The sequence below is a fragment of the Blautia sp. SF-50 genome (genome assembly GCF_900101315.1).
GTDB classification, from domain to species: domain Bacteria; phylum Bacillota; class Clostridia; order Lachnospirales; family Lachnospiraceae; genus Blautia_A; species Blautia_A fusiformis.
The window spans coordinates 83,229-104,323 of sequence record NZ_FMUW01000006.1 but is presented as its reverse complement, the minus strand read 5'-3'; the positions used below and the strand labels follow the sequence as shown (position 1 = coordinate 104,323).

Genomic DNA, 21,095 nt, shown 5'->3' with positions numbered 1-21,095 from the left:
TCTTATTAGTCTTATAATGCGTAATTTCTTGCACCAAAAATACCAGTGCCTACACGCACCATCGTAGCGCCCTCCTGCACGGCAACCATGTAATCTCCGGTCATTCCCATACTCAGAACACTCATAGTAACATTATTAATGTTTTTAGCAGCAATGTCAACACTTAATTTCTTAAGTTCACGGAAAATTTCGCGATTTTCCTCTGCATTATCAACATAGGGAGCAATTGTCATGAGCCCCTTTATCCGAATGTGTGAAAAATCTGCGATCTGTTCTATAAGCGGTAAAACTTCTTCCGGTCTCAGACCAAATTTACTTTCTTCCTGCGCTACATTTACTTCTATAAGGATCGGAACAATAACCGCTTTTTTCGCTGCTTCTTTTTCAATCGTCTCGGCCAGGCGAAGCGAATCTACAGAATGGATCATTGCAACTTTATCCACAATATATTTTACTTTATTACGCTGAAGATGTCCGATCATATGCCATTTGACATCTGAAGGCATCTGATCATATTTATCCACGATCTCCTGCACTTTGTTCTCTCCAAAGACACGTGCTCCGGCATCATAAGCCTCCTTCAGCATCTCCACCGGTTTGGTTTTGCTTACTGCGATCAGTGTGACTTCATTCGGATCTCTGTTAATTTTATTGCAGGATTCATTAATATTTTTCTGCACCTGTGCCAAATTTTCCGCTACCATGATATAAATCCTCCTTTAATTAGTAAAGTATATCCTGTTCACTTACTTTATCTGCATTTTTCACAATACGGTCATATCGGACAAGCCCATTATAGGTTTCCTTTGATACAACCGCATATTCCTCATTTTCATCCAGGATCTCGATCCGGCGGAATACCGCATATCCCTGATTGACACAGAAAACTCCCTCCAGAACTTCTGTATCTCCGATGATAAACTTCTCTCCACTATCCGGCTCAACAAGAGCATCGCCTTCTTTAAATTTATTCTTGTCTACGTAATAAATATAGCTTGTTTCCTGTGTTTCTTTGTCTGTGATCTCATCACGGCCATAGATACCGGCACTGACAAAGGTTGTCGTACTGTCGCCTTTTTTATTTCTGCCGGAAAGCATAAATCCGGATTGCTGTGTTTCATCATCCGTCGTAAGATATTTGGAAGGTATTGCATAAAACTCCTTCGTTACGATAGAAGATAACGGGATCTTTAAACCTGTCACATTGTTCGTGACAAGTTCTATTTCCAGAAACCGGTCTGACGCATATCGGATCAGTCCCTTATTAAAATCAATCTTACCGTATTTAGCCCCATCGATCTCCATGATCGAAAAGTCTCCTGTCTGCGTCAGATCATCTTTCAGGAACTTGACGCGGATCGATGTACGCTCCTTCAGATTAGCAGCCTGCTTCTCACTTAAAGGGATCAAAAGACTCCAGCGTTCATCTGTAATGATCGTATAAATATCATCTCCGGCCTTTATCTGTCCATCTGTTTTCAGATCCGTTTCCTGATAGGAATTCTGATCAAAATCAGCAGCTGTGACATTATCAACTGTTTTGGTTTCGTAGCCATCTGTAGAATACAGGATGATCCCGTCTGTCTGCGCACGGCGGATATTCGGATCACTGGAAACTATAGTTGTAACTGTGGCTTCCTCTCCATCTTCAGACGTCGTGCTTGCAGAAGAAGCTCCCGAACTGTCTGAAGCATACTGAAGGATGCTTCCATTGAGCTGATATTTAAAACTATAGGCACTGTTGAATTTGCTGGGATCAAATCCTTTGGAAAAGCTTTGCATATTACTGCGTATATCCGCCAGTTCCTCTCTGCTCAGAGAGGTTACATTGTCTGCAGATCTTGAACTGTTCAGGCTGTAGACAGCACCGTTGGCATTGATCTTGGTACCTTCCCTTGCGTAATATGTAACGTAACCGCCAGCATCTGCCTGCACTACGTTCTCTGTCATGATCGCCAGCCCTATGTATGTCTCATTCATGGATAACGGACCGGAGGGAACCTGATAAGATTCCATATGAGAAGCTGTAAGATAAAGAATCACACTAAAGATCATATAGATAAAAATTGCTCCGAACATTACAGTTCCAATGTTCAGACCAAAAATTTTACGAAGCTTTGCTAAGAATCCCGGAGTTTTTCCGGAATGTACTTTATTATCCGGCAAATGAATGCCTCCTTTACATCGTTCATCTCTTAAAGTTCGTTTTATTGTAACATTTTATTTAAATGAATACAAGCTTTAAAACGTGCGAACATACTTTCCGAATATCCGTTTGCCATTTTTTCAAAAGTATGTTATACTATTCAAAATATAATTTCGTGATGCTGTCATATTATGGTCGACAGCAGATAAAATCAACCCAGGGAGGTAAGTACACATGACATATGGCAGAATCAGTAAAAAGCAGCAGGAAATACTGGATTATATGAAAAATGAGATCCTTAACAGAGGTTTTCCGCCCTCCGTCCGTGAAATCTGTGAAGCAGTAAACCTGAAATCCACATCTTCCGTTCACTCCCATCTGGAAGCTCTGGAAAAAAACGGATATATCCGCAGAGATGCCACCAAGCCCCGTGCGATCGAGATCATTGATGATAATTTCAATCTGGTCCGCCGCGAGGTTGTCAATGTTCCTCTTGTAGGCACTGTTGCTGCCGGACAGCCGATCCTGGCAGTGGAAAATATCGATGCTTACTTTCCGATCCCGGCTGAATATATGCCCAATGAACAAAGTTTCATGCTGACTGTCAAAGGCGACAGTATGATCAATGCAGGTATTTTTGATGGAGATCAGGTTCTTGTAAAGCAGCAGGCAACAGCAGAAAACGGCGACATGGTAGTTGCTCTGATCGATGATTCTGCAACAGTTAAGACTTTCTACAAAGAAAATGGTTATTATCGACTTCAGCCGGAGAACGACAATATGGAACCGATCATCATCACCGGTAATCTGCAGATCCTCGGCAAAGTATTTGGTGTATTTCGTTTCTTTTCATAAAAATATAAACAACAGATCCCACCCAATGTAATGTGATCTAAAAAGAGAGATATCTTTAAGGTAGCTGTACAGCCCCACAAAGATATCTCTCTTTTCTTTTTCAGCAGAAAACTTCTGCTTTTTGATTTCTTCTTATTTAGTTCACATAATATTTTTACAGTAAACTAATATAACAAATTTTACTCATTCTCACCAAGAAATTCTTCCGCATCAAGAATCTTGCCGTCTCTCCAAATCCTCTCAAGATCGTAGAAAAGTCTGTTTTCCTCATCAAAGATATGGATGATCATATCACCGTAATCCATGAGGACCCAGCTGGAGTTTCTGGTTCCCTCGATCTGTTTTGCTTCATATCCGGCACGGCCAAGCATTTCATCTGCATTGTCAACCATTGCCTGTACCTGATTCTGGTTGGAAGCACTTGCGATCACAAAATAATCTGCGATCACGGAAACCTCATGGATATCAATGATCTTGATATCCTTTGCTTTTTTATCATCCAGTGCCTTGCAGGCGATCCGGACCATCTCTTTTTCGATACTCATAGAATTTTAATCCTCCTGTCTGTTGGCTGCATCCTGCATTTTTCTGTCATGGAGTTCTTTATAATAAACATAAGCATCCCTGGTCGTACTGTCGATTTCCTTGGGATTTTCCTCCAGATATTCCAGTGTATCCTTTAAAATCTCATACATACACTCATCCAGATCTTCAAAAGCAATCTTTCGCACCTTCGCAAGATTCGGAGCTTTGTCACGCATTGGTTCAATATAGTCTGAAATATATACGATCTTCTCAAGAAGGCTCATTCCCGGTCTTCCTGTTGTATGATAAGTGATCGCTGTCAGGATCTCTTCGTCTTTAATATCATATTTACTGCTGGCCACATAAGCCCCCAGTTTGGCATGAAGAAGAAACGGATGATCCTTTTCAAAATCTGATACCGGAATATCATGCTGGCTGCACAGCTTCAGTTTCTTTTTATTAGGAATACACTTTGCACTGTCATGAAGAAGTCCTGCAGCCTGTGCATCCTCCAGATCATAATCATAAACCATGGCAAGCGCAGCACAAGTGTACATAACCCCCATTGTATGCTCAAATCTGGCCTCATCCAGATATTTGGAAAGTTTCTTTTTTATCTTGATAAAATCATATTTTCCCATCTGAATCATTTCCTTTATAGATATCGTTTTTCTCAATATAGGAAATCACAGGCTTGGGAACATAATAGCGGAGACTCTGCCCGCTTTCATGCCAGGAACGGAGCAGCTCACTGGAAACATCAATATTCATGGTATCCAGTCGAATAAAATTCCCGTTATACTTCTGTGACAGAAGTTGCATCTGCTGATCAAGTTCCTTCAATGGAGTATGATCTCTGGTTGCCACTACCAGTACTGCTTCCTGACAAATGCGTTCCGGTTCCATCCAGGTATCAAAATTAAAAAGCGAATCTGCACCGATGATAAAATAATACTCTGTGTCCGGATTCGCTTTATTCAGCTGTTCCAGAGTCCGGTAAGTATACGTATAGCCTTCCTCATGCATCTCGATCAGAGACAGCTCAAAGTGAGGATTATCCTCTATGGCAAGACGGACCATTTCCGCACGCTGTTCATCAGTCGCTCTGCCCTTACGGTTCCGTTTATGAGGTGGATTTCCGCAGGGCATGAACAAAACTTTATCAAGCTCAAGCTGTTCATAGGCCTTTTCTCCCAAGATCAAATGCCCCATATGAATGGGATCAAAAGTACCACCCATGATTCCTATTTTTTTTGTTGCTTTGCTCATTTATAACCTCCCGAGATTACGGAAGAATGATTTTTTTCTTGTCCTTTTTACCTTCTCTGTAGAGAACGATCTTTTTACCGATCACCTGTACTACCTGAGATCTTGTTCTCTCTGCAAGAACCTGTGCCATTTCACGTGGATCCTCCAGACAGTTCTGAAGAACGCTGATCTTGATCAGCTCTCTTGCTGCAAGAGCTTCCTCAACAGCAGCGGTATTTTCAGGAGTAAGACCACCCTTGCCAAGCTGAAGGATCGGATCCATTGTCATGGCAAGGCCTTTTAAATATGCTCTCTGCTTACTTGTCATTGTCATACCTCTTATTTATAATAATCAAAATCAAAGCCATACATACGAACCGTATCGCCTTCCTGGATACCGGCTTTTTCCAGTTCCTCCAGGATACCGCCCTCTTTCAGGAATTTCTGGAAGAAGGCAAATCCCTTCTCAGAATCCAGATTTGTATAGCCAAGCATTTTTTCAATCTTAGGACCTTCCACAAGGAATACTTCCGGATCTTCCTCGCTACGCTCCACAGTAAACGGAAGATTTTCATTTACAAGAACATCTTCCGGGAAGAATTCCTGTTCAAACACTACCGGTTTCATCGGGCTCTTATCCAGAAGCTCTTTCACATGGAAAAGGAGTTCTCTGACACCCTGCCCGGTAACGGCTGAAATTGGATAAACCGAAATACCCTGTGGCTCAAATTCTGCTTTCAGTTGATCAATAGGGCTTTCTTCGCCATCATCAAAAATACAGTCAATCTTGTTGGCTGCGATCACCTGCGGTCTTGCTGCAATTTCCGGATTGTAGGCCTCCAGTTCTTTATTGATCTTGTGGATATCCTCCACTGGATCACGACCTTCTACGGAAGCGGCATCTACAATGTGGATGATAACTCGTGTACGCTCAATATGACGGAGGAATTCATGTCCAAGTCCCACACCTTCTGATGCACCCTCGATCAGTCCCGGGATATCAGCGATAACAAAGCCGCCGTTATCAGTATCTACAACTCCAAGATTAGGGCTCAATGTTGTAAAATGATAGTTGGCGATCTTCGGCTGTGCATTTGTCACACGGGAAAGGAAAGTAGATTTACCAACATTCGGAAATCCTACCAGACCGACATCTGCGATCACTTTAAGCTCAAGGAGAACCTCAAGTTCCTGAGCCGGCTGTCCAGGCTGGGCATATTTCGGTACCTGCATGGTAGCTGTTGCATAGTGCTGATTGCCTTTTCCACCACGACCGCCTTTTAATACGACCTGTCTGCGATTCTCACCGGACATATCCGCGATGACCTTGCCGGATTCCGCATCCATGATCACCGTACCTTCCGGAACCTTCAGGACCACATCCTTACCGTCTGCACCATGGCAGCGTTTTTTACCGCCTTCCTGGCCATCCTCAGCTTTATATTTTCTTCTGTGTCTGTAGTCTCCGAGAGTATTCTGGCCCTCGTCGATCTCAAAAATCACATCACCGCCACGGCCACCATCGCCGCCATCCGGCCCGCCATTGGGTACATACAGCTCACGCCGGAAGCTTACATGTCCGTCGCCGCCTTTACCGGAGCGGATAATGATCCTTGCTCTATCTGCAAACATATTACACCTCTATTCCAAAAAAAGGCTCCAAACCGGATCGATTTGAAGCCTTTTACCTATTTCATTACTCTGCGTCTACAGGAACGATAGAAACCTGTTTCTTATCGCGACCTTTTCTTGTGAATCTTACGACTCCGTCTGTAAGTGCAAATAAAGTATAGTCTTTACCGCAGCCTACGTTTTCACCTGGGTGAATCTTGGTTCCGCGCTGTCTGTAAAGAATGTTTCCGGCTTTTACAAACTGTCCGTCTGCTCTTTTCGCACCTAATCTCTTAGACTCGGAATCACGACCGTTCTTTGTAGAACCAACTCCCTTTTTATGTGCGAATAACTGAAGGTTCATCTTCATCATTGTTGTTACACCTCCTTGACTTTTACTGTCAAATATCGATTGTTATAACTACCAGCAATTTCCGTCAGACCGAGAAGTAAGGAATCCATAAGGAGCATCCCCCGTTCAGAAAGATCATTTCTGAAATGAATGGAAACAAATCCATCCTCTTCCTGCACATCAAATTTATCATCTGTGAATTTCTCAAGAGAATTCACCGTGGTAATGATCAGTGCAGATACCGCAGCACAGACAATATCCTGTCCGGCTTCTGCATAACCGGCATGTCCCTTCGAAATAAATTCTTCGTAAGATCCGTTTTTCTTTCTGACTTTAATTGTAATCATGATGACACCAGATTAACCGTTAATCTTTTCGATCTTAACTTTGGTGTACTGCTGTCTGTGTCCGTTTTTCTTGTGATATCCAGTTTTGCGTTTGTATTTGTAAACGATGACCTTGCGACTCTTACCGTTTTCAACTACAGAAGCGGTAACACTGGCATCTTTTACATCCTCGCCAACCTTTAATCCGTCATTGCTGACTGCGATCACGTTGTCAAATGTTACGGTTTCACCAGCTTCTACACCGAGCTTTTCAACTTTAATTACGTCACCCTCGGCAACCTTGTACTGTTTACCACCTGTTGCAATAATTGCGTACATCTGTGGCACCTCCTAATTATTTACTCGCCAAATTCGGTGGCTTCTGTTCTGAAACTGAAGCTCTTTAACCTCTTTGTGCGGCATACTCAATTATCATAACAGTGACATACTGTTATGTCAATAGTTTTTTTGATATTTTTATTATTTTTTTGTAAGCTCCCGAATGTCCTCGATCACCGGACGTCTTACTTTCTTTCTGGTCATTTCCAGGATATGCAATGGTGTGATATCAATGGCCCTGCTCTTTATCGGATCTTTTCTGAGGAGCTTCTGTAAAACATGAAAGAGTTCCTCTCTGTGATCCGGATTTTCCATGTTGATAAAATCGATCAGGATAATACCTGAAAGATTACGCAGCCGCAACTGCCGGCCAATCTCCGCTGCCGCTTCCAGATTGATCTTACGGAAGGTTTCTTCCATTTTCTTCTTTCCGGTATATTTTCCACTGTTTACATCAATGGACACAAATGCCTCCGTCTGCTGGATCACCAGAAATCCACCGCTGTTCAGCCATACTTTTTCTTTCTGGATCGCATCCAGTGCAGTTTCCACACGATACAGCTTATAAAGCGGAAGAAGTTTGTCCTGATAAAAACGAAGCTTTTCTTTAAGCTCCGGGCTGATCTCTTCCAGATATCCCCGGATCATTTCCCCGATTTCCGGCACGTCGGTAATGATCTCATCCAGGTCACGGCCATAAGCATCCCTCACAGCAGCCACATAAAATGGTTCTGTCTCCAGTACAAGACTGAAACAGGTACGGTTCCGTCCCTGAACTACGGCTTTATGGTAGCGGCCCTTCAGCCACTCCAGTTCCTTCAAGATCTCTTCTTTGGAAGCGTCTGCGGCATTGGTCCGGACAATGATACCGAATTCCTTATCCGGACGCTCTGCTTCCTCTTTCAGCCATCCGCTGAGGCGATGGCGATCTTCCAGTGCCAGCTTGGAAGACAGACCAAACTTTTTATCTCCTGTAGTGAGAACAAGATATCTTCCCGTAAAATTCAGATTGGATGTCAGTGCCGGAAGTTTTCCCTTCATGGCATCCCTGCTCACCTGTACCAGGAGCTCATCTCCAGGCCGCAATGGTCCGTTTCCTTTTCTTCCTGCGGAAAAAACAGCTCTCTGTGCCTCTGCAAGAGAATAGTAGCATCTCTTTCCAGGCTCGATCTGCACAAAAGCCGCCTGGATATTGGATGCGATATTTTCGACCTGTCCGGTATATATATTTCCAAGAATGGATTTTTCCTGATCGGATTCCAGTCGGATCTCAACGATCCGTTCCTCCTCCGAAAGGGCCGCTACTGTACAGGGCACACCATGGATCTCCATTCTTGTTATGATCAGTTTACTCAATTTCCTCACCTAATGATTCCAGAGTCACAAAACGTGGGCTTGCATTTTCTCCTTTATCGGCATACATTTCCAGACGTTTCACTGTGAAGGCAAATTCCGGAAGTTCTTCTCCAATCCAGTGGAAAAAGGTGTTTGTTACCATCTCCGGCTTCGTATAATTAGAGCTTGCAGATGCCAGCATATAAAAGAACCCATTCTCTCTTACTTCCATTTTATAGATATTCGGACGAAGATCGATCTCCTTTTCGCTGCGCTTGGTCTGCTTGGTCACTTTGATCTCCGGCTGTGCCAGAAATTCTTTCACACGGCTTTTCCAGTCAATAGAAGGCTCTTTGCCCGGACGGAACTCCACAAGATAATCTGCTGCTGCCACCAGTGCCATCGCTTTACCCGCTTTTCCATCCTCTACCTTGCGGACGCTAACGATATGCATCCCCTCTGCCATCTGTTCCTCCAGACGGGCTGCGATCTCTGCAGTAGGCATATCTTCTGCCATTTCCAGGTCAAAATAATCTCCGAGACTCTCCATCCCCACTCCAAGTGGAACCGCAAAAGACATGATCATATGCGGGCTGTATCCACCGGAAAACGCTACCGGAAGCTCTGCACGACGAAGTGCTTTCTGGAAATAACGCATGGTATCCAGATGTCCCACAAACTTCATAGGACCCTCTTTGCTGAATTTAATTCTTACCTTCAAGGCAGACACCTCCTTTAAATTTCATAGCTCCACATGCGGAACATTTCTGACGGCAGTTTTCCGTCACAACACCCTCTTTTGCACGCTGCCATTCACGCTCCAGGAATCTGCGGCTGACACCGGTATCAATGAAATCCCATGGAAGGATCTCATCCAGGCTTCTTTCACGAAGTGTGTAGAATGTCATATCCACTCCGCATTCAGCCATAGCTTCCTTCCAGATATCATAATCAAAATTTTCTGTCCAGGCATCGTAAAGGGCACCTTTTTCATAAGCCTTCAGGATCACATCCGCGCATCGTCTGTCCCCGCGTGCGAGAAATCCTTCCAGAGCTGTTACATCCGGTTCATGCCAGTTATAACGGATACTCCTCTGATTCAGCTGGGCGCGGACTTCATTTTTAACCACCTTGGCTTTTTCCACAAAATCCTGCTCTGTATACATTGGTGCCCACTGAAATGGGGTAAACGGCTTCGGCACAAAGAAAGATGTGCTGACGTTGATCTGTACCTTACCTTTACGCTGTTCTTTCGGAACTACCTCATAATAGGTCTCTGCGATCTTCTGTGCCAGATGAGCAATCCCCTTCATATCGTCTTCTGTTTCTGTGGGAAGACCGAGCATAAAGTAAAGCTTCACCTGATTCCAGCCACCCTTGAATGCTTCGCCCGCACCATGGAGGATCACTTCCTCTGTCAGACCTTTGTTGATAACGTCACGAAGTCGCTGAGAACCGGCCTCCGGAGCAAAAGTCAGGCTGCTTTTCTTTACATCCTGCACTTTACTCATAACATCCAGTGCAAACGCATCGATCCTGAGAGATGGTAAGGAAATATTAACAGCCTTTCCATGAAACTCTTCGATCAGGAAGTTCACCAGTTCTTTCAGCTGGGAATAGTCACTGGAGCTTAAGGAACTAAGGGAAATCTCTTCGTGTCCTGTATTTTTCAGCATGATACGCGCCGATTCCTTCAAAGTCTCCACATCACGTTCACGGGTCGGACGATAGATCATACCTGCCTGGCAGAAACGACAGCCTCGAATGCATCCTCTCTGGATCTCAAGAGTTACACGATCCTGTGTTGCCTTAATGTGAGGAACGACCGGTGCCTCCACAGCACGATATTCCTTTTCCATATCAATGATCAGCTGTTTCTGGACCTTCTCAGGAACACCATCCGCCGTCGGTGCAAAGGATGCGATCGTACCATCTTCTTTATAGGTAACTTCATAAAGAGATGGAACATAAATTCCAGGGATCTTAGCTGCTGCCAGAAGAAAATCTCTCCTGCTGCCGCCAGCTTTCTTATTGGCCTTATAAGCATCAAAAAGAGCATCATAAACCGTCTCGCCCTCTCCAATATAGAACAGGTCAAAAAACGGCGCCAGCGGCTCCGGATTATACGCACAGGCACCACCACCGATCACAATCGGGAAATCCTCACCACGGTCCGCACTTTTCAGCGGAATCCCGCTGAGATCCAGTACCTGGAGGATATTGGTATAACACATTTCATAACCAAGAGTAATACCAAGAAAATCAAAATCACGGATCGGCTCCTGGGACTCCAGTGCAAATAACGGGATATTCTGTTCCCTCATCACTTTATCCAGATCCGGCCACGGAGAAAAAAGGCGCTCACACCAAACATCCTCACGCTGGTTGAACATGTTGTAGAGGATCATCATACCGAGGTTGGACATGCCGATTTCGTAGACATCCGGGAAGCACATTGCAAAACGGATATCTACCGCATTTTTATCTTTCATTACGGAGTTGACTTCACCGCCGATATAGCGGGCAGCTTTGTCAACTTTAAGTAATATTTCATCACTTAATGCTAATTTTCTCATCCTATTCCTTTCTAAAACCAGTGATATTTCACAAATAACTTAAAAGTAAAAAAATCAGTGAAACTTCAAAAATATTTATATTTGTAAGTCAATTCTTGTGTGAAAAGTTACTATAAAATAGTGCCCAAAACCCCGCTTGGTCAAAAATGGACATTTTGTACCTTTAAATACAATGTAACACTAAATGTCACTAATAGTACAAAATTGACATACCTTCTCCCTATTATAATCATCTATGGCCAAGATTTCAAGAAAATTGTGTTCTTAACTGCATACGGCAATACCCTTAGCTGAACTCGTGAAATTAACCTGGCAGAGCAACCAGTCCAAAATACGCATTTACATATGGTTCCGTTTTTCAGGCTGATCAGATTGCTGAGATTGTTTTCCACTTTAAAGAATCGCGCGCATCCGGCAGATACATATTCATAAAAGATGCGCCCTTCCGGAGTCATTTTCCAGGTTATGAATCGTTCTCGTAACTGCAGGCTGGCTAGTTTTTAAAACAGATGCTGGTTTTATGAGATTTTCATATTTGTTACATAGTAGAATACTTTATAGTGTTCAAAATTTGTGTTCATTATACTGCCTTCTTATGTCCGTACTTTTATAGTTTATTTTTATAATGACTTTTTTTTAAATTACTGTTATACTAATACACAGTTTTTAAAAAGGAGTTTTATCAAAATGAAAAAAAGGATTTCTCTCTTTGATAATCTGAAGTTTTTGCTGATGACAACTGTAGTAATTGGACATCTTTCTGATTGCCTGGTAAAATCTTCAGATATTATGAAAAGCACATATGTTTTTATTTATGCCTTTCATATGCCATTGTTCATATATTTATCAGGATTATTTCACAGTAATCGAAATGTAAAAAATCGCTGTATTTCTTTTATTTTTATGGGCTTTTCCATGAAAGTGCTTTTATATCTGTCAAAATTGATATTTTTTCATAAGACAGATTTTTTATTGCTGTCTGATGATGGAATTCCCTGGTTTATGTTCGCACTGGCAATGTTTACTGCATGTTCTTATTTCCTGCGGGATATTGATTTAAAAATCATTTTTCTGCTGTCAATTATTCTTGCCTGTATTGTAGGATATGATAAATCTATCGGGGATTACCTCTATCTGTCGCGTTTTGTAGTATTTTATCCATTTTATCTGCTGGGACAGATGAGTGACAGAAATCGGATTCAGGAACTAAACCATAGCAAAATATTAAAAGTTTTTTGTCTTGGCGGAATTGCAATCTGGGGTTATTTATGTACCCGAAAACTGAATCTGATATATATATTGCGTCCGCTTTTTACAGGAAGAAATTCTTTTGATATTAATCCAGCATTTGAAGTCTACGGTCCCCTTTACCGGATTTTTTGTATTCTTATAACATTGCTGACGTGTATATGTTTGCTTAGCTTGGTTCCCAACAAGCGGATTCCCTTTATTTCAAATGCTGGACAGCGGACACTGCAGGTATATTTTTGGCATTATCCTGCCATACATTTAATGCAATATTTTAAAATTGATGATATACTTGTAAATACTGCTTGGGGACAAGCTCTATGGGTTTCGTTAGGAATATTTCTGACCATTATTTTCAGTACGAAATTTTTTGCATTTCCTGTTGTACATATTCAAAAAGCATTTTCGCATATTCCATCCCGAAATGAATGATCATTTCAAAAGAGGCTGTCAGGAAATAGACAGCCTCTTTTGAAAGAAGTTCTGACATTAAAATGGTGGGGGATTTCAAGGGAGAGTCGGTTAGTTTACAGTCACGAAGATTCAACGTATATGCTTTTTCTTCATCTGCAGGATCTCAAGCAGCACTTCATATACTGCCATATTCTCCTTCACCACCAGGGCAAGGCTCTTTTTTGCCTGGTTCAGAAGGTGAAAAAGACTTCGTACATTAGAATATTCTCCCGAAGAACACCTGGATCTAAGATATCCATTTTCATCGTAATAATATTGTTCATCCAGCAATACGACGATCTTCTCCTCAGGTCTCACCGCCTGGACACCAGGCTGCCCGGAAGCCTCTTCTGTCCGCTCCTTAAATCCCTGTCTCACAAGATCATGCAGAAGCTTTTCCGCCTCACTGTCATTGTTGGCATACATCACCACAATATGCGGATACCATCTGGGGCTTCTTTTTTCCGGCAGGTGCATCATGTTCTGGATAAAAGAGGAAAGTTCCGCATTGGTACGGATCCGGTTTGTCAGATGGAATTTCTGGATCTCCGGCAGATTTCCCAGGCTTTCCACAATGCTACGATCCATCTCTTCCGGTGAGATCACATCCTCGGAATCACTGGAAAAGATCACCGGCCTGTGCTCACTCCATGTAAGCAGAACCGATAATTTTTCCAGGGACAGAAGATGTGCTTCATCTACCAGAATGCTGCTGTAACAGCCAAGATCCGTCGTTCCGTCCAGCTGAGTATCTGCCAGAAAATCTATCCGCCGCAGACGTTCATGAAGAATCTTCCATTCTTTTCCCGCCTCTCCACAGTGAATGATACAGACTCTCTGGCGCACGGACAACTTCATCGCAATATCATAAAGCAACAATGTTTTTCCGGTTCCTGGAAGTCCGCTGAACCAGAAATATCCTCCTCTTTCTCCACGTATTCTCTTCAGAATCTGCCGTTCAATATCTCTCTGCTGGGAAGTAAGGAAATACTCTTTTTTGAGAAAACGCTCCGGTTCTGTCAGCGGAGAGATCAGATAAAGCTCTGCCTGAAACAGATCCTCGATATCTCCCTCATAGTCCGGGCTTTCTTTCCCCAATGCAATACATAGCTGTTTCCAGTCCCCCTCCACAATGTGATCGTGATTGGTCAGTCTCACCAGACGATCTTCACTGCTGATATAGGTATAAGACAGGATCGATTTCCCAAAAACAGACAGATAATACCGGTTCTGAATCAGCTGTCTTCGAATGGCCTCATCCGATACACTGCCGCTTTTCAGTTCAATATTTACGATCTGATCATCCTTGATCTGAAGGAGATCAAACTCCTTTCCAAGCTTCGGGATCTGGAACGAATAAAAAAGCCGGAGCTTATATACCTCTTCCATATGCAGTTCCAGCTGCTTCACCAGTGCTTTCATACTTTCCAGTTCCCACTCTTTGATCCTGAGAAAAAAATCTCTGCCGGAAAGCTGGCGTTCCAGCTTCTGGACACATTCCATATTTTGATTTCTTGTAAGTGCATAGATCGATATTGCCTTCATATTTTAACCCTTACCTGCTGTTTATTTCTTTATCCGCAGTGTCCTGAGATGATTCTTCTGTTCCTGTGTGATCCGGTAGCTTTCAATGGATTTCTGGATCGTCTTGTTATGAGTCCAGATATCCATTCTCTGCTCTTCCAAGAATGGAAGGATCTTCTCATACTGTTTTGCCAGTGCTGTAGCAAAATACCAGGCTCGCATCATATTTACATAATATTCTTCCGAGCGGATCGCTGCCACTTTCTCCGGATATTCCGGTTTAAATCCTTCGTCCAGATAATGGCGCATCAGCATACTGATCCCGAACCGGATGATATACGGCTTATCCGACTCCATCCAGCGATAAATCTCCCGGATAAATATATCACGGTGTTTTTTCATCATATGGAGCGCCAGCAGATCACAGGTCGCCCAGTTATCAATATACGGAAGAAAACGCTCCAGTTCTTTCAGACATTTATCATAATCTCTGATCTGCTCGATCAGCAGGCCATGGAGATTATTTTCCTCATAATACTGATGAGGAAGAACCTTCAGGAACATTTCGGATCTTTCTGTTTTTCCAAATTCTTTTGCAAATTTCCGGAGTATCGGTGTCCGGATACCGATGATCTTTTCTTTCTCCACAGTCGGAACCAGCCTTGCATGAAAATCCCGATATCCTGTATCCTGCATTTCAAACAGTCTTTTCCGGACATCCCGGATCATCTCTTCCTGATTCATTTATCATCCCCGCCTTTTATACCAAAGATCGCGATCAGAGAACTCACTAGCAGAAGCATGGGGTAAAACAGTTTCGGCATGATCTGAAAAGCAGAAAGCTCAAATCCCAGTTCCTTTGCCGCAGAAATGGCAACCAGCATCTGGGCTCCATATGGGATCACCCCCTGGAAAATACAGGAAAATGTATCCAGGATAGAAGCTGTCTTTCTGGAAGTGATCTTATATTCCAGCGCCATTTCCTTTGCAATGGGGTTGGCCATAACAATAGCTACCGTATTATTGGCTGTTGCGATATCCATGGCTCCAACCAGAAGTCCCATACCAAGAAGTCCGCCTTTTTTCCCTTTAAAAACTCTCTGTATTCCGGAAAGCAGCGCTTCAAAGCCTCCATGCTCCCGGATCAGCGCACACATGGCTGCTACAAGGATAGCCACCATACAGGTCTCGAACATTCCGGAAACACCGGATCCGATATTGGTCAGAAGCTCCACCGGTGTGATATGTCCTCCAAGAAGCATGATAAATGCGCCGGAGATAATTCCAATCAGAAGTACCACAAATACATTGATGCCGATGATCCCGCCGATCAGCACCAGAACATATGGAAAGATCTGTATAAGATGATAATCCTGTACCACTCTTCCCTGGATCTCTGTCTGAAAAGACAGGATAAGGATCAGGATCAGTGTAACAACAGCTGCCGGAAATGCGATCCAGAAATTTTCCCGGAATTTATCTTTCATCTGACAGCCCTGACCGTTGCAGGCTGCGATCGTGGTATCAGAAATAAAAGAAAGGTTGTCACCAAACATGGCTCCTCCCATCACCGATGCCACACAAAATGCCATATCAAAACCGGAAGCTTTGGAAACCGCTACCGCAATAGGGGTAAGAAGCGTGATCGTCCCAACGGAAGTTCCCATAGCCACAGATACGAAGCAGGCAACTACAAACAATACCGCAACAGAAAAACGTGCCGGTATCAGAGAAAGCATACAGTAGGCCACACTTTCTGCACTACTGCGCCCCACAACACCCACAAAAGAGCCTGCGGTCAGAAAGATCAGAAGCATGGTGATGATATTTTTATCTCCTACTCCTTTTGCCATAAGCTCCAGCTTTCTATCAAAGCTGATCGTTCTGTTCTGAACACATGCCACCAGGATCGCAGACAGAAAAGCCACAACGATCGGTACATTATAAAATCCCATAGGGATCTTCATCACATACTCAAACAAAATCCCCAGTCCCAGATACAGGACCAGAAAAACACCGATAGGCAACAGTGCGATCACATTTCCTTTTTTCTTCATTTCCTCCATAAAACAATTCCCTTCATCACTTATTATATTCCCGGTTTTTTTCTCCGGGTGATCTGTTTTCTATCATATCATATTTCCCCATTCCTGTCCTGCTGCTGACGGAAACTTCTTCATATTTCCGTCACGATCCTGTTATCTCTGATATTTTTTACCTTATTTAACAAGATTTTCACCAATTAAATCGTTCCTTCCGTTGAAATCCAGAGCTTTTTTCAGTATAATTGGCTGTAGACAATTGTGAAAAAGATATCCGAAGGATTTATGTTGATATCTCTGATCACAGTCATTAAAGGAGGAATATGATTATGGCAACATGGAAAAATCTGGACACTCTTGCTTCTTACAGCAAACTTAACAGTCTGAAAGATCACGTGAACATTGCAGAAGCAATGTCCGGCGAGCAGGGTGCAGAACGTGTAAAGAAGTACAGCGTACCGATGGCAGCAGGTCTGGCTTACAATTACGCAGCTAAGGAAGTGGACGAGACCGTTCTTGACGCACTTTCCAAACTGGCTGATGAGGCAGAACTGATCGAAAAATTCCAGGAATTATATAACGGCGCAGTGATCAACACAGGCGAGAAACGTATGGTCCTTCATCATCTTGCACGTACACAGCTTGGCGAGCCTGTTGTTGTTGACGGTGTGGACAAGCGAGAATTCTATGTAGCTCAGCAGAAGAAAGCTGCAGATTTTGCAAACAAAGTACATGCAGGCGAGATCACAAATGAAGCCGGTGAGAAATTCACTACGGTTGTACAGATCGGTATCGGCGGAAGTGACCTGGGACCGCGTGCATTATATATCGCACTTGAGAACTGGGCAAAGGCAAACAACACCTTCAAGATGGAAGCAAAATTCATCAGCAACGTTGACCCGGATGATGCAGCTGCTGTTCTTGCATCTGTAGATCTTGCTCACTCTCTTTTCATCGTTGTATCCAAATCCGGTACAACACTTGAAACTCTGACAAATGAGGCATTCGTAAAAGACGCCCTTACAAAAGCGGGCCTGAACCCGTCCAGACATATGCTTGCTGTAACCAGTGAGACCTCTCCTCTTGCAAAGAGTGATGAGTACCTTACCGCTATTTTCATGGACGACTATATCGGCGGACGTTACTCTTCCGTTTCCGGCGTAGGCGGAGCGATCCTTTCCCTTGCATTCGGACCGGAAGTATTCGCAGACATCCTTGACGGAGCTGCCGAGGAGGATAAGCTTGCAACAAATAAGAACATTCTTGAGAACCCGGATATGCTGGATGCCCTGATCGGCGTTTATGAGAGAAATGTACAGGGATATCCTTCTACTGCAGTTTTACCATACTCACAGGCATTAAGCCGCTTCCCTGCTCATCTTCAGCAGTGTGATATGGAGTCTAACGGTAAATCTGTAAACCGCTTTGGTGAGCCGGTGGATTATGTGACCGGACCGGTGATCTTTGGTGAGCCAGGAACCAACGGACAGCACTCCTTCTACCAGCTTCTGCATCAGGGAACCAATATTGTTCCGCTTCAGTTCATCGGCTTTAAGAAGAGCCAGCTTGGTGTTGATGTTGATATCGAGAACAGCACAAGCCAGCAGAAGCTCTGTGCAAACGTTGCAGCACAGATCGTTGCTTTTGCATGTGGAAAAGAAGATGAGAACCTGAACAAAAACTTCAAGGGCGGACGTCCTTCCAGTATTATTGTTGGTGAGGAACTTACACCGCAGTCTCTGGGTGCGCTTCTTGCACACTTTGAGAACAAGATCATGTTCCAGGGCTTTGTATGGAACCTGAACAGCTTTGACCAGGAGGGTGTACAGCTTGGTAAGGTTCTTGCAAAACGTGTTCTCGCTCATAATACAGACGGAGCACTGAAAGTTTACAGTGATCTTCTTGATATCTGATAAACAGATAGGTACCGTCCCGGAAAATGTTTTTTCGGGACGGTTTTTCTGTATATGTGACCTTAACCGGGAAAGGAAATCTTAAATATGCAGCAGATAAAAATGATCGGTCTTGATCTGGACGGAACTCTTCTGAATACAAAAAAAGAACTCACAGAAAATACCAGGCGTGTTCTCAGGGAAGCTATTGATGCAGGTATCCTTGTTCTGATGGCTACCGGCCGGCCATATACCGGCATTCCCGCGGAGCTGAGAAATTTTCCGGGAATTCACTATGCTCTCACCTCCAACGGAGCCAGAGTCCTTGATACAGACCATAATAAACTTCTTATCGAGCAGCTTCTTCCCATGGAAAGTGCAAAAAAAGCTCTCCGTATCTTTGAAAAATATGATACTTTAAGTGAGATCTATTTTGACGGCCAAGGATATGCAGACGCTGCCAAGCTTGATAATGTAGGAAAATACCATCACGACCCTAATATGTGGAATTATGTCCGTACTACCCGTATCGCGGTTCCGGACATCCAGGATGTCATTACAAAAGAAAACAGAAGCATGGATAAAGTCCAGGCGCTTTTTGCAGACATGGAGGAACGCGCCGCCGCCTGGAAGGAATTAAGTGAACTTAAGGAGCTGGAGCTTGTAGGCTCCTTAAGCTACAATATTGAGATCAACGCCGCCGGTGTCAACAAAGGAACCGCTCTTGTTGCTCTTGGCGAAATGCTGGGAATCCCAAGGGAATCCATTATGGCATGCGGAGACGGTGACAACGATGTCCATCTTCTCCGGGAAGTCGGTTTTGGCGTAGCCATGGCCAATGCACAGCCCCAGGTAAAAGAAGCAGCCGATTATATTACTGCTTCCAATGACGAAGACGGTGTAGCACGCGCCATTGAAAAGTTTGCGCTGCACCGATGAGATATTCTATTATGTATGCCAAAAAGGAACCGACAGTTTTTACGCTGTCGGTTCCTTTTTTAGAATGGGATTGAATAGCGGTACATTCACATTCGATCAATATTCATAGTTTCCTGCCGGCTGTTTGATCCTGGTAAGAAGATCATGCCAGGACTGGTCCCAGATATACCATTTTCCGGTTTTGGAGTGCTTATATGTACAGATCCATCTGGAACTGTCGCTGCCTGCAAAATCAGTAAATGATCTGTAGATCGCAGGAGTGGTCTGAGTCGGTTCAAAATACGGGATATCTTCACTGATGGAATTTCCCTTACCCGGAAGTGTGTCCTGTCTTAACGTAATGGAAATCGGTTTAGACGGAGTATAATTGTTGGCCGGAGTTGCTCCGTTCAGGTAAGAATTGCCAAGATATTTATATCCGTTATCCGCTTTCATACGATCCCTCAAAAAGTTTTTGTAATACTGAGTCATCTCTTTATTATTGAGATAAGAAATCATCTCCTCGCAGTCCGTCGGATTGGTCGGTGTCCAGGTACGATATGCAAGGATCAGCAGAGCCATGGTCTTATAGCGTCCGTCTGCCGTTGTGATATCATACTGTTTCAGTTCCTCCGCATTGGTCGGGATCGTGGTAAAGGTGTAAGTATAAGTATTTATCGTTACATTAATAACTTCCTTCTGTCCTTTATCATTGGTGATCTCTTTTTTTGCAGATTTAGTTCCTTTTGTAAGAACCGGCTCCACCTGTTTCTTTACTGTCTGTGTCACGTGGACAGTACAGCTGCCTCGCCAGGTACTCTTATCCCGGACCTGGATCTTTGTTGTTCCCACATTCACTGCCGTTACTTTGCCTTTACTGTCTACAGTTGCAACAGATGTATCATCACTGGTCCATACAAGAATCTCTTTATAATTCTTTACCTGAAGCTGTCTCACATCACCTTTATTCATATTTAAGGTGGTGGCACTTAAAGATGGTTTCGGCACCGGTGTAGGTTTCGGCTTCGGTTTCTGCGCTGCTTTTACTGTAACCTTACAGTTGAATTTCTTTGTATTTGCCTTCGCTGTGATCACTGCTGTTCCTTTTTTCACTGCGGTGATCTTTCCTTTGGAATCCACACGTGCGATCTTCGGATTGGAAGAAGAATATTTCACCTTCACAGTTGTTCCTGTCAATTTAATGGCACTGGATTTCTTTTCTGTTAATGTCAGCGATGTCCTGCTGAGCTTCGGTGTTTCTACCTTTACAACACATTTATATGTTTTTTTGCTTACCTTTGCATAGATCGTTGCGGAACCTTTATTTTTTGCAACCACCTGGCCTTTGCTGTTTACGGTCGCAACGCTCTTTTTGGAAGATCTCCAGGCAACCTTCTGCTTGGTCCCGGTAACCTTGAGTGTTGTCTTCTCACCTTTTAAAAGAGTTACTTTTGTTCTGTTCAGTTTTGGTGCGGCGCTGACCGTCACACTTCCAAATGCCATCGTAAAAATAAGGCTGATCAGCAGCACAAAACACAACAGATTTTTTTTCTTTTTCATTCTGATTTCCCCCTTTCCGGTAAAACGTATATTTACGTCATATATTGCTTTAATCATATTTTAGAGGAAATCCCTTATAAAAACACTAGCACTTATGATAGTATCCTTGTAAATATGATCGTTTATATTCTTTCATCGCCCATAA

21 protein-coding genes are annotated in these 21,095 nt (G+C 43.4%); 4 read left to right on the top strand and 17 right to left on the bottom strand.

The features are described from left to right. Positions 1–11 precede the first annotated feature (11 nt). Positions 12–704 (bottom strand): YggS family pyridoxal phosphate-dependent enzyme, encoded by a 693-nt coding sequence (locus tag BLP57_RS05620; protein WP_092069987.1) that lies wholly within the window; start codon positions 702–704, stop codon positions 12–14. A gap of 19 nt (positions 705–723) precedes the next feature. Next, a complete protein-coding gene (locus BLP57_RS05615) occupies positions 724–2,166 on the bottom strand; it encodes an HlyD family efflux transporter periplasmic adaptor subunit (RefSeq protein ID WP_092069985.1) in 1,443 nt (480 codons plus the stop codon). Between the two features lie 214 nt (positions 2,167–2,380). Between BLP57_RS05615 and lexA the strand changes: the two genes are divergently transcribed. Beyond that, on the top strand, positions 2,381–3,001 hold the full coding sequence (lexA, locus tag BLP57_RS05610; RefSeq protein ID WP_015525162.1) for a transcriptional repressor LexA: 621 nt from the start codon (positions 2,381–2,383) through the stop codon (positions 2,999–3,001). Positions 3,002–3,180: 179 nt separating this feature from the next. Here the strand turns inward: lexA and rsfS are convergent, their stop codons facing one another. The 11 genes from rsfS to BLP57_RS05555 all read right to left on the bottom strand — a co-directional run bounded on the left by rsfS (position 3,181) and on the right by BLP57_RS05555 (position 11,313). Further along, the gene (gene rsfS, locus BLP57_RS05605; protein ID WP_015525163.1) at positions 3,181–3,546 is read right to left on the bottom strand and encodes a ribosome silencing factor; all 366 of its coding nucleotides are present in this window, start codon (positions 3,544–3,546) and stop codon (positions 3,181–3,183) included. 6 nt (positions 3,547–3,552) lie between these two features. Continuing rightward, the gene (yqeK, locus tag BLP57_RS05600) at positions 3,553–4,167 is read right to left on the bottom strand and encodes a bis(5'-nucleosyl)-tetraphosphatase (symmetrical) YqeK (protein WP_015525164.1); all 615 of its coding nucleotides are present in this window, start codon (positions 4,165–4,167) and stop codon (positions 3,553–3,555) included. Next, the gene (gene nadD, locus BLP57_RS05595; protein WP_021652068.1) at positions 4,154–4,795 is read right to left on the bottom strand and encodes a nicotinate-nucleotide adenylyltransferase; all 642 of its coding nucleotides are present in this window, start codon (positions 4,793–4,795) and stop codon (positions 4,154–4,156) included. The genes yqeK and nadD overlap by 14 nt, the downstream gene beginning before the upstream one ends. 16 nt (positions 4,796–4,811) lie before the next feature. Beyond that, positions 4,812–5,102 carry a ribosome assembly RNA-binding protein YhbY gene (gene yhbY, locus BLP57_RS05590; protein WP_021978046.1) on the bottom strand — a complete coding sequence of 97 codons (291 nt, stop codon included), beginning with the start codon at positions 5,100–5,102 and terminating at the stop codon, positions 4,812–4,814. 11 nt (positions 5,103–5,113) lie between these two features. Continuing rightward, complete coding sequence (gene obgE, locus BLP57_RS05585; protein ID WP_021652070.1) at positions 5,114–6,406, bottom strand: GTPase ObgE; 1,293 nt, start codon at positions 6,404–6,406, stop codon at positions 5,114–5,116. Positions 6,407–6,470: 64 nt separating this feature from the next. After that, on the bottom strand, positions 6,471–6,758 hold the full coding sequence (gene rpmA, locus BLP57_RS05580) for a 50S ribosomal protein L27 (protein ID WP_015525168.1): 288 nt from the start codon (positions 6,756–6,758) through the stop codon (positions 6,471–6,473). A gap of 5 nt (positions 6,759–6,763) precedes the next feature. Beyond that, a complete protein-coding gene (locus BLP57_RS05575) occupies positions 6,764–7,084 on the bottom strand; it encodes a ribosomal-processing cysteine protease Prp (RefSeq protein ID WP_092069983.1) in 321 nt (106 codons plus the stop codon). Between the two features lie 12 nt (positions 7,085–7,096). Next, entirely contained in the window at positions 7,097–7,402 is a 306-nt protein-coding gene (gene rplU / locus BLP57_RS05570; protein WP_092069980.1) for a 50S ribosomal protein L21, read from the bottom strand. 141 nt (positions 7,403–7,543) lie between these two features. Then, positions 7,544–8,767 (bottom strand): ribonuclease E/G, encoded by a 1,224-nt coding sequence (locus BLP57_RS05565; protein ID WP_092069978.1) that lies wholly within the window; start codon positions 8,765–8,767, stop codon positions 7,544–7,546. After that, entirely contained in the window at positions 8,751–9,467 is a 717-nt protein-coding gene (locus tag BLP57_RS05560; protein WP_334292737.1) for a TIGR03936 family radical SAM-associated protein, read from the bottom strand. The genes BLP57_RS05565 and BLP57_RS05560 overlap by 17 nt, the downstream gene beginning before the upstream one ends. After that, positions 9,442–11,313 carry a TIGR03960 family B12-binding radical SAM protein gene (locus BLP57_RS05555; RefSeq protein ID WP_092069974.1) on the bottom strand — a complete coding sequence of 624 codons (1,872 nt, stop codon included), beginning with the start codon at positions 11,311–11,313 and terminating at the stop codon, positions 9,442–9,444. Before BLP57_RS05555 ends, BLP57_RS05560 begins: the two co-directional genes overlap by 26 nt. 687 nt (positions 11,314–12,000) lie before the next feature. On the opposite strand from BLP57_RS05555, the gene BLP57_RS05545 reads away from it, so the two are divergent. Continuing rightward, positions 12,001–12,993 (top strand): acyltransferase family protein, encoded by a 993-nt coding sequence (locus BLP57_RS05545; protein WP_092069972.1) that lies wholly within the window; start codon positions 12,001–12,003, stop codon positions 12,991–12,993. Between the two features lie 111 nt (positions 12,994–13,104). Here BLP57_RS05545 and BLP57_RS05540 read toward each other — a convergent pair whose 3' ends face one another. From BLP57_RS05540 to BLP57_RS05530, 3 genes are read right to left on the bottom strand one after another with little or no spacing between them, the layout of a single operon-like run. Further along, positions 13,105–14,559: an ATP-binding protein gene (locus BLP57_RS05540; protein WP_092069970.1), complete on the bottom strand. Its 1,455-nt coding sequence runs from the start codon at positions 14,557–14,559 to the stop codon at positions 13,105–13,107. A gap of 21 nt (positions 14,560–14,580) precedes the next feature. Beyond that, positions 14,581–15,282, bottom strand: coding sequence for a DNA alkylation repair protein (locus tag BLP57_RS05535; RefSeq protein ID WP_022427257.1), 702 nt, complete (start codon positions 15,280–15,282; stop codon positions 14,581–14,583). After that, positions 15,279–16,604, bottom strand: coding sequence for a Na+/H+ antiporter NhaC family protein (locus BLP57_RS05530; RefSeq protein WP_022427256.1), 1,326 nt, complete (start codon positions 16,602–16,604; stop codon positions 15,279–15,281). Before BLP57_RS05530 ends, BLP57_RS05535 begins: the two co-directional genes overlap by 4 nt. A 305-nt stretch (positions 16,605–16,909) precedes the next feature. Here BLP57_RS05530 and BLP57_RS05525 point away from each other — a divergent pair, with 305 nt between their 5' ends. After that, on the top strand, positions 16,910–18,493 hold the full coding sequence (locus BLP57_RS05525; protein WP_092069968.1) for a glucose-6-phosphate isomerase: 1,584 nt from the start codon (positions 16,910–16,912) through the stop codon (positions 18,491–18,493). Positions 18,494–18,580: 87 nt separating this feature from the next. Continuing rightward, complete coding sequence (locus BLP57_RS05520) at positions 18,581–19,411, top strand: Cof-type HAD-IIB family hydrolase (RefSeq protein WP_092069966.1); 831 nt, start codon at positions 18,581–18,583, stop codon at positions 19,409–19,411. 96 nt (positions 19,412–19,507) lie between these two features. Here the strand turns inward: BLP57_RS05520 and BLP57_RS05515 are convergent, their stop codons facing one another. Next, positions 19,508–20,950, bottom strand: coding sequence for a DUF6935 domain-containing protein (locus BLP57_RS05515; RefSeq protein WP_022427253.1), 1,443 nt, complete (start codon positions 20,948–20,950; stop codon positions 19,508–19,510). Between the last annotated feature and the right edge of the window lie 145 nt (positions 20,951–21,095).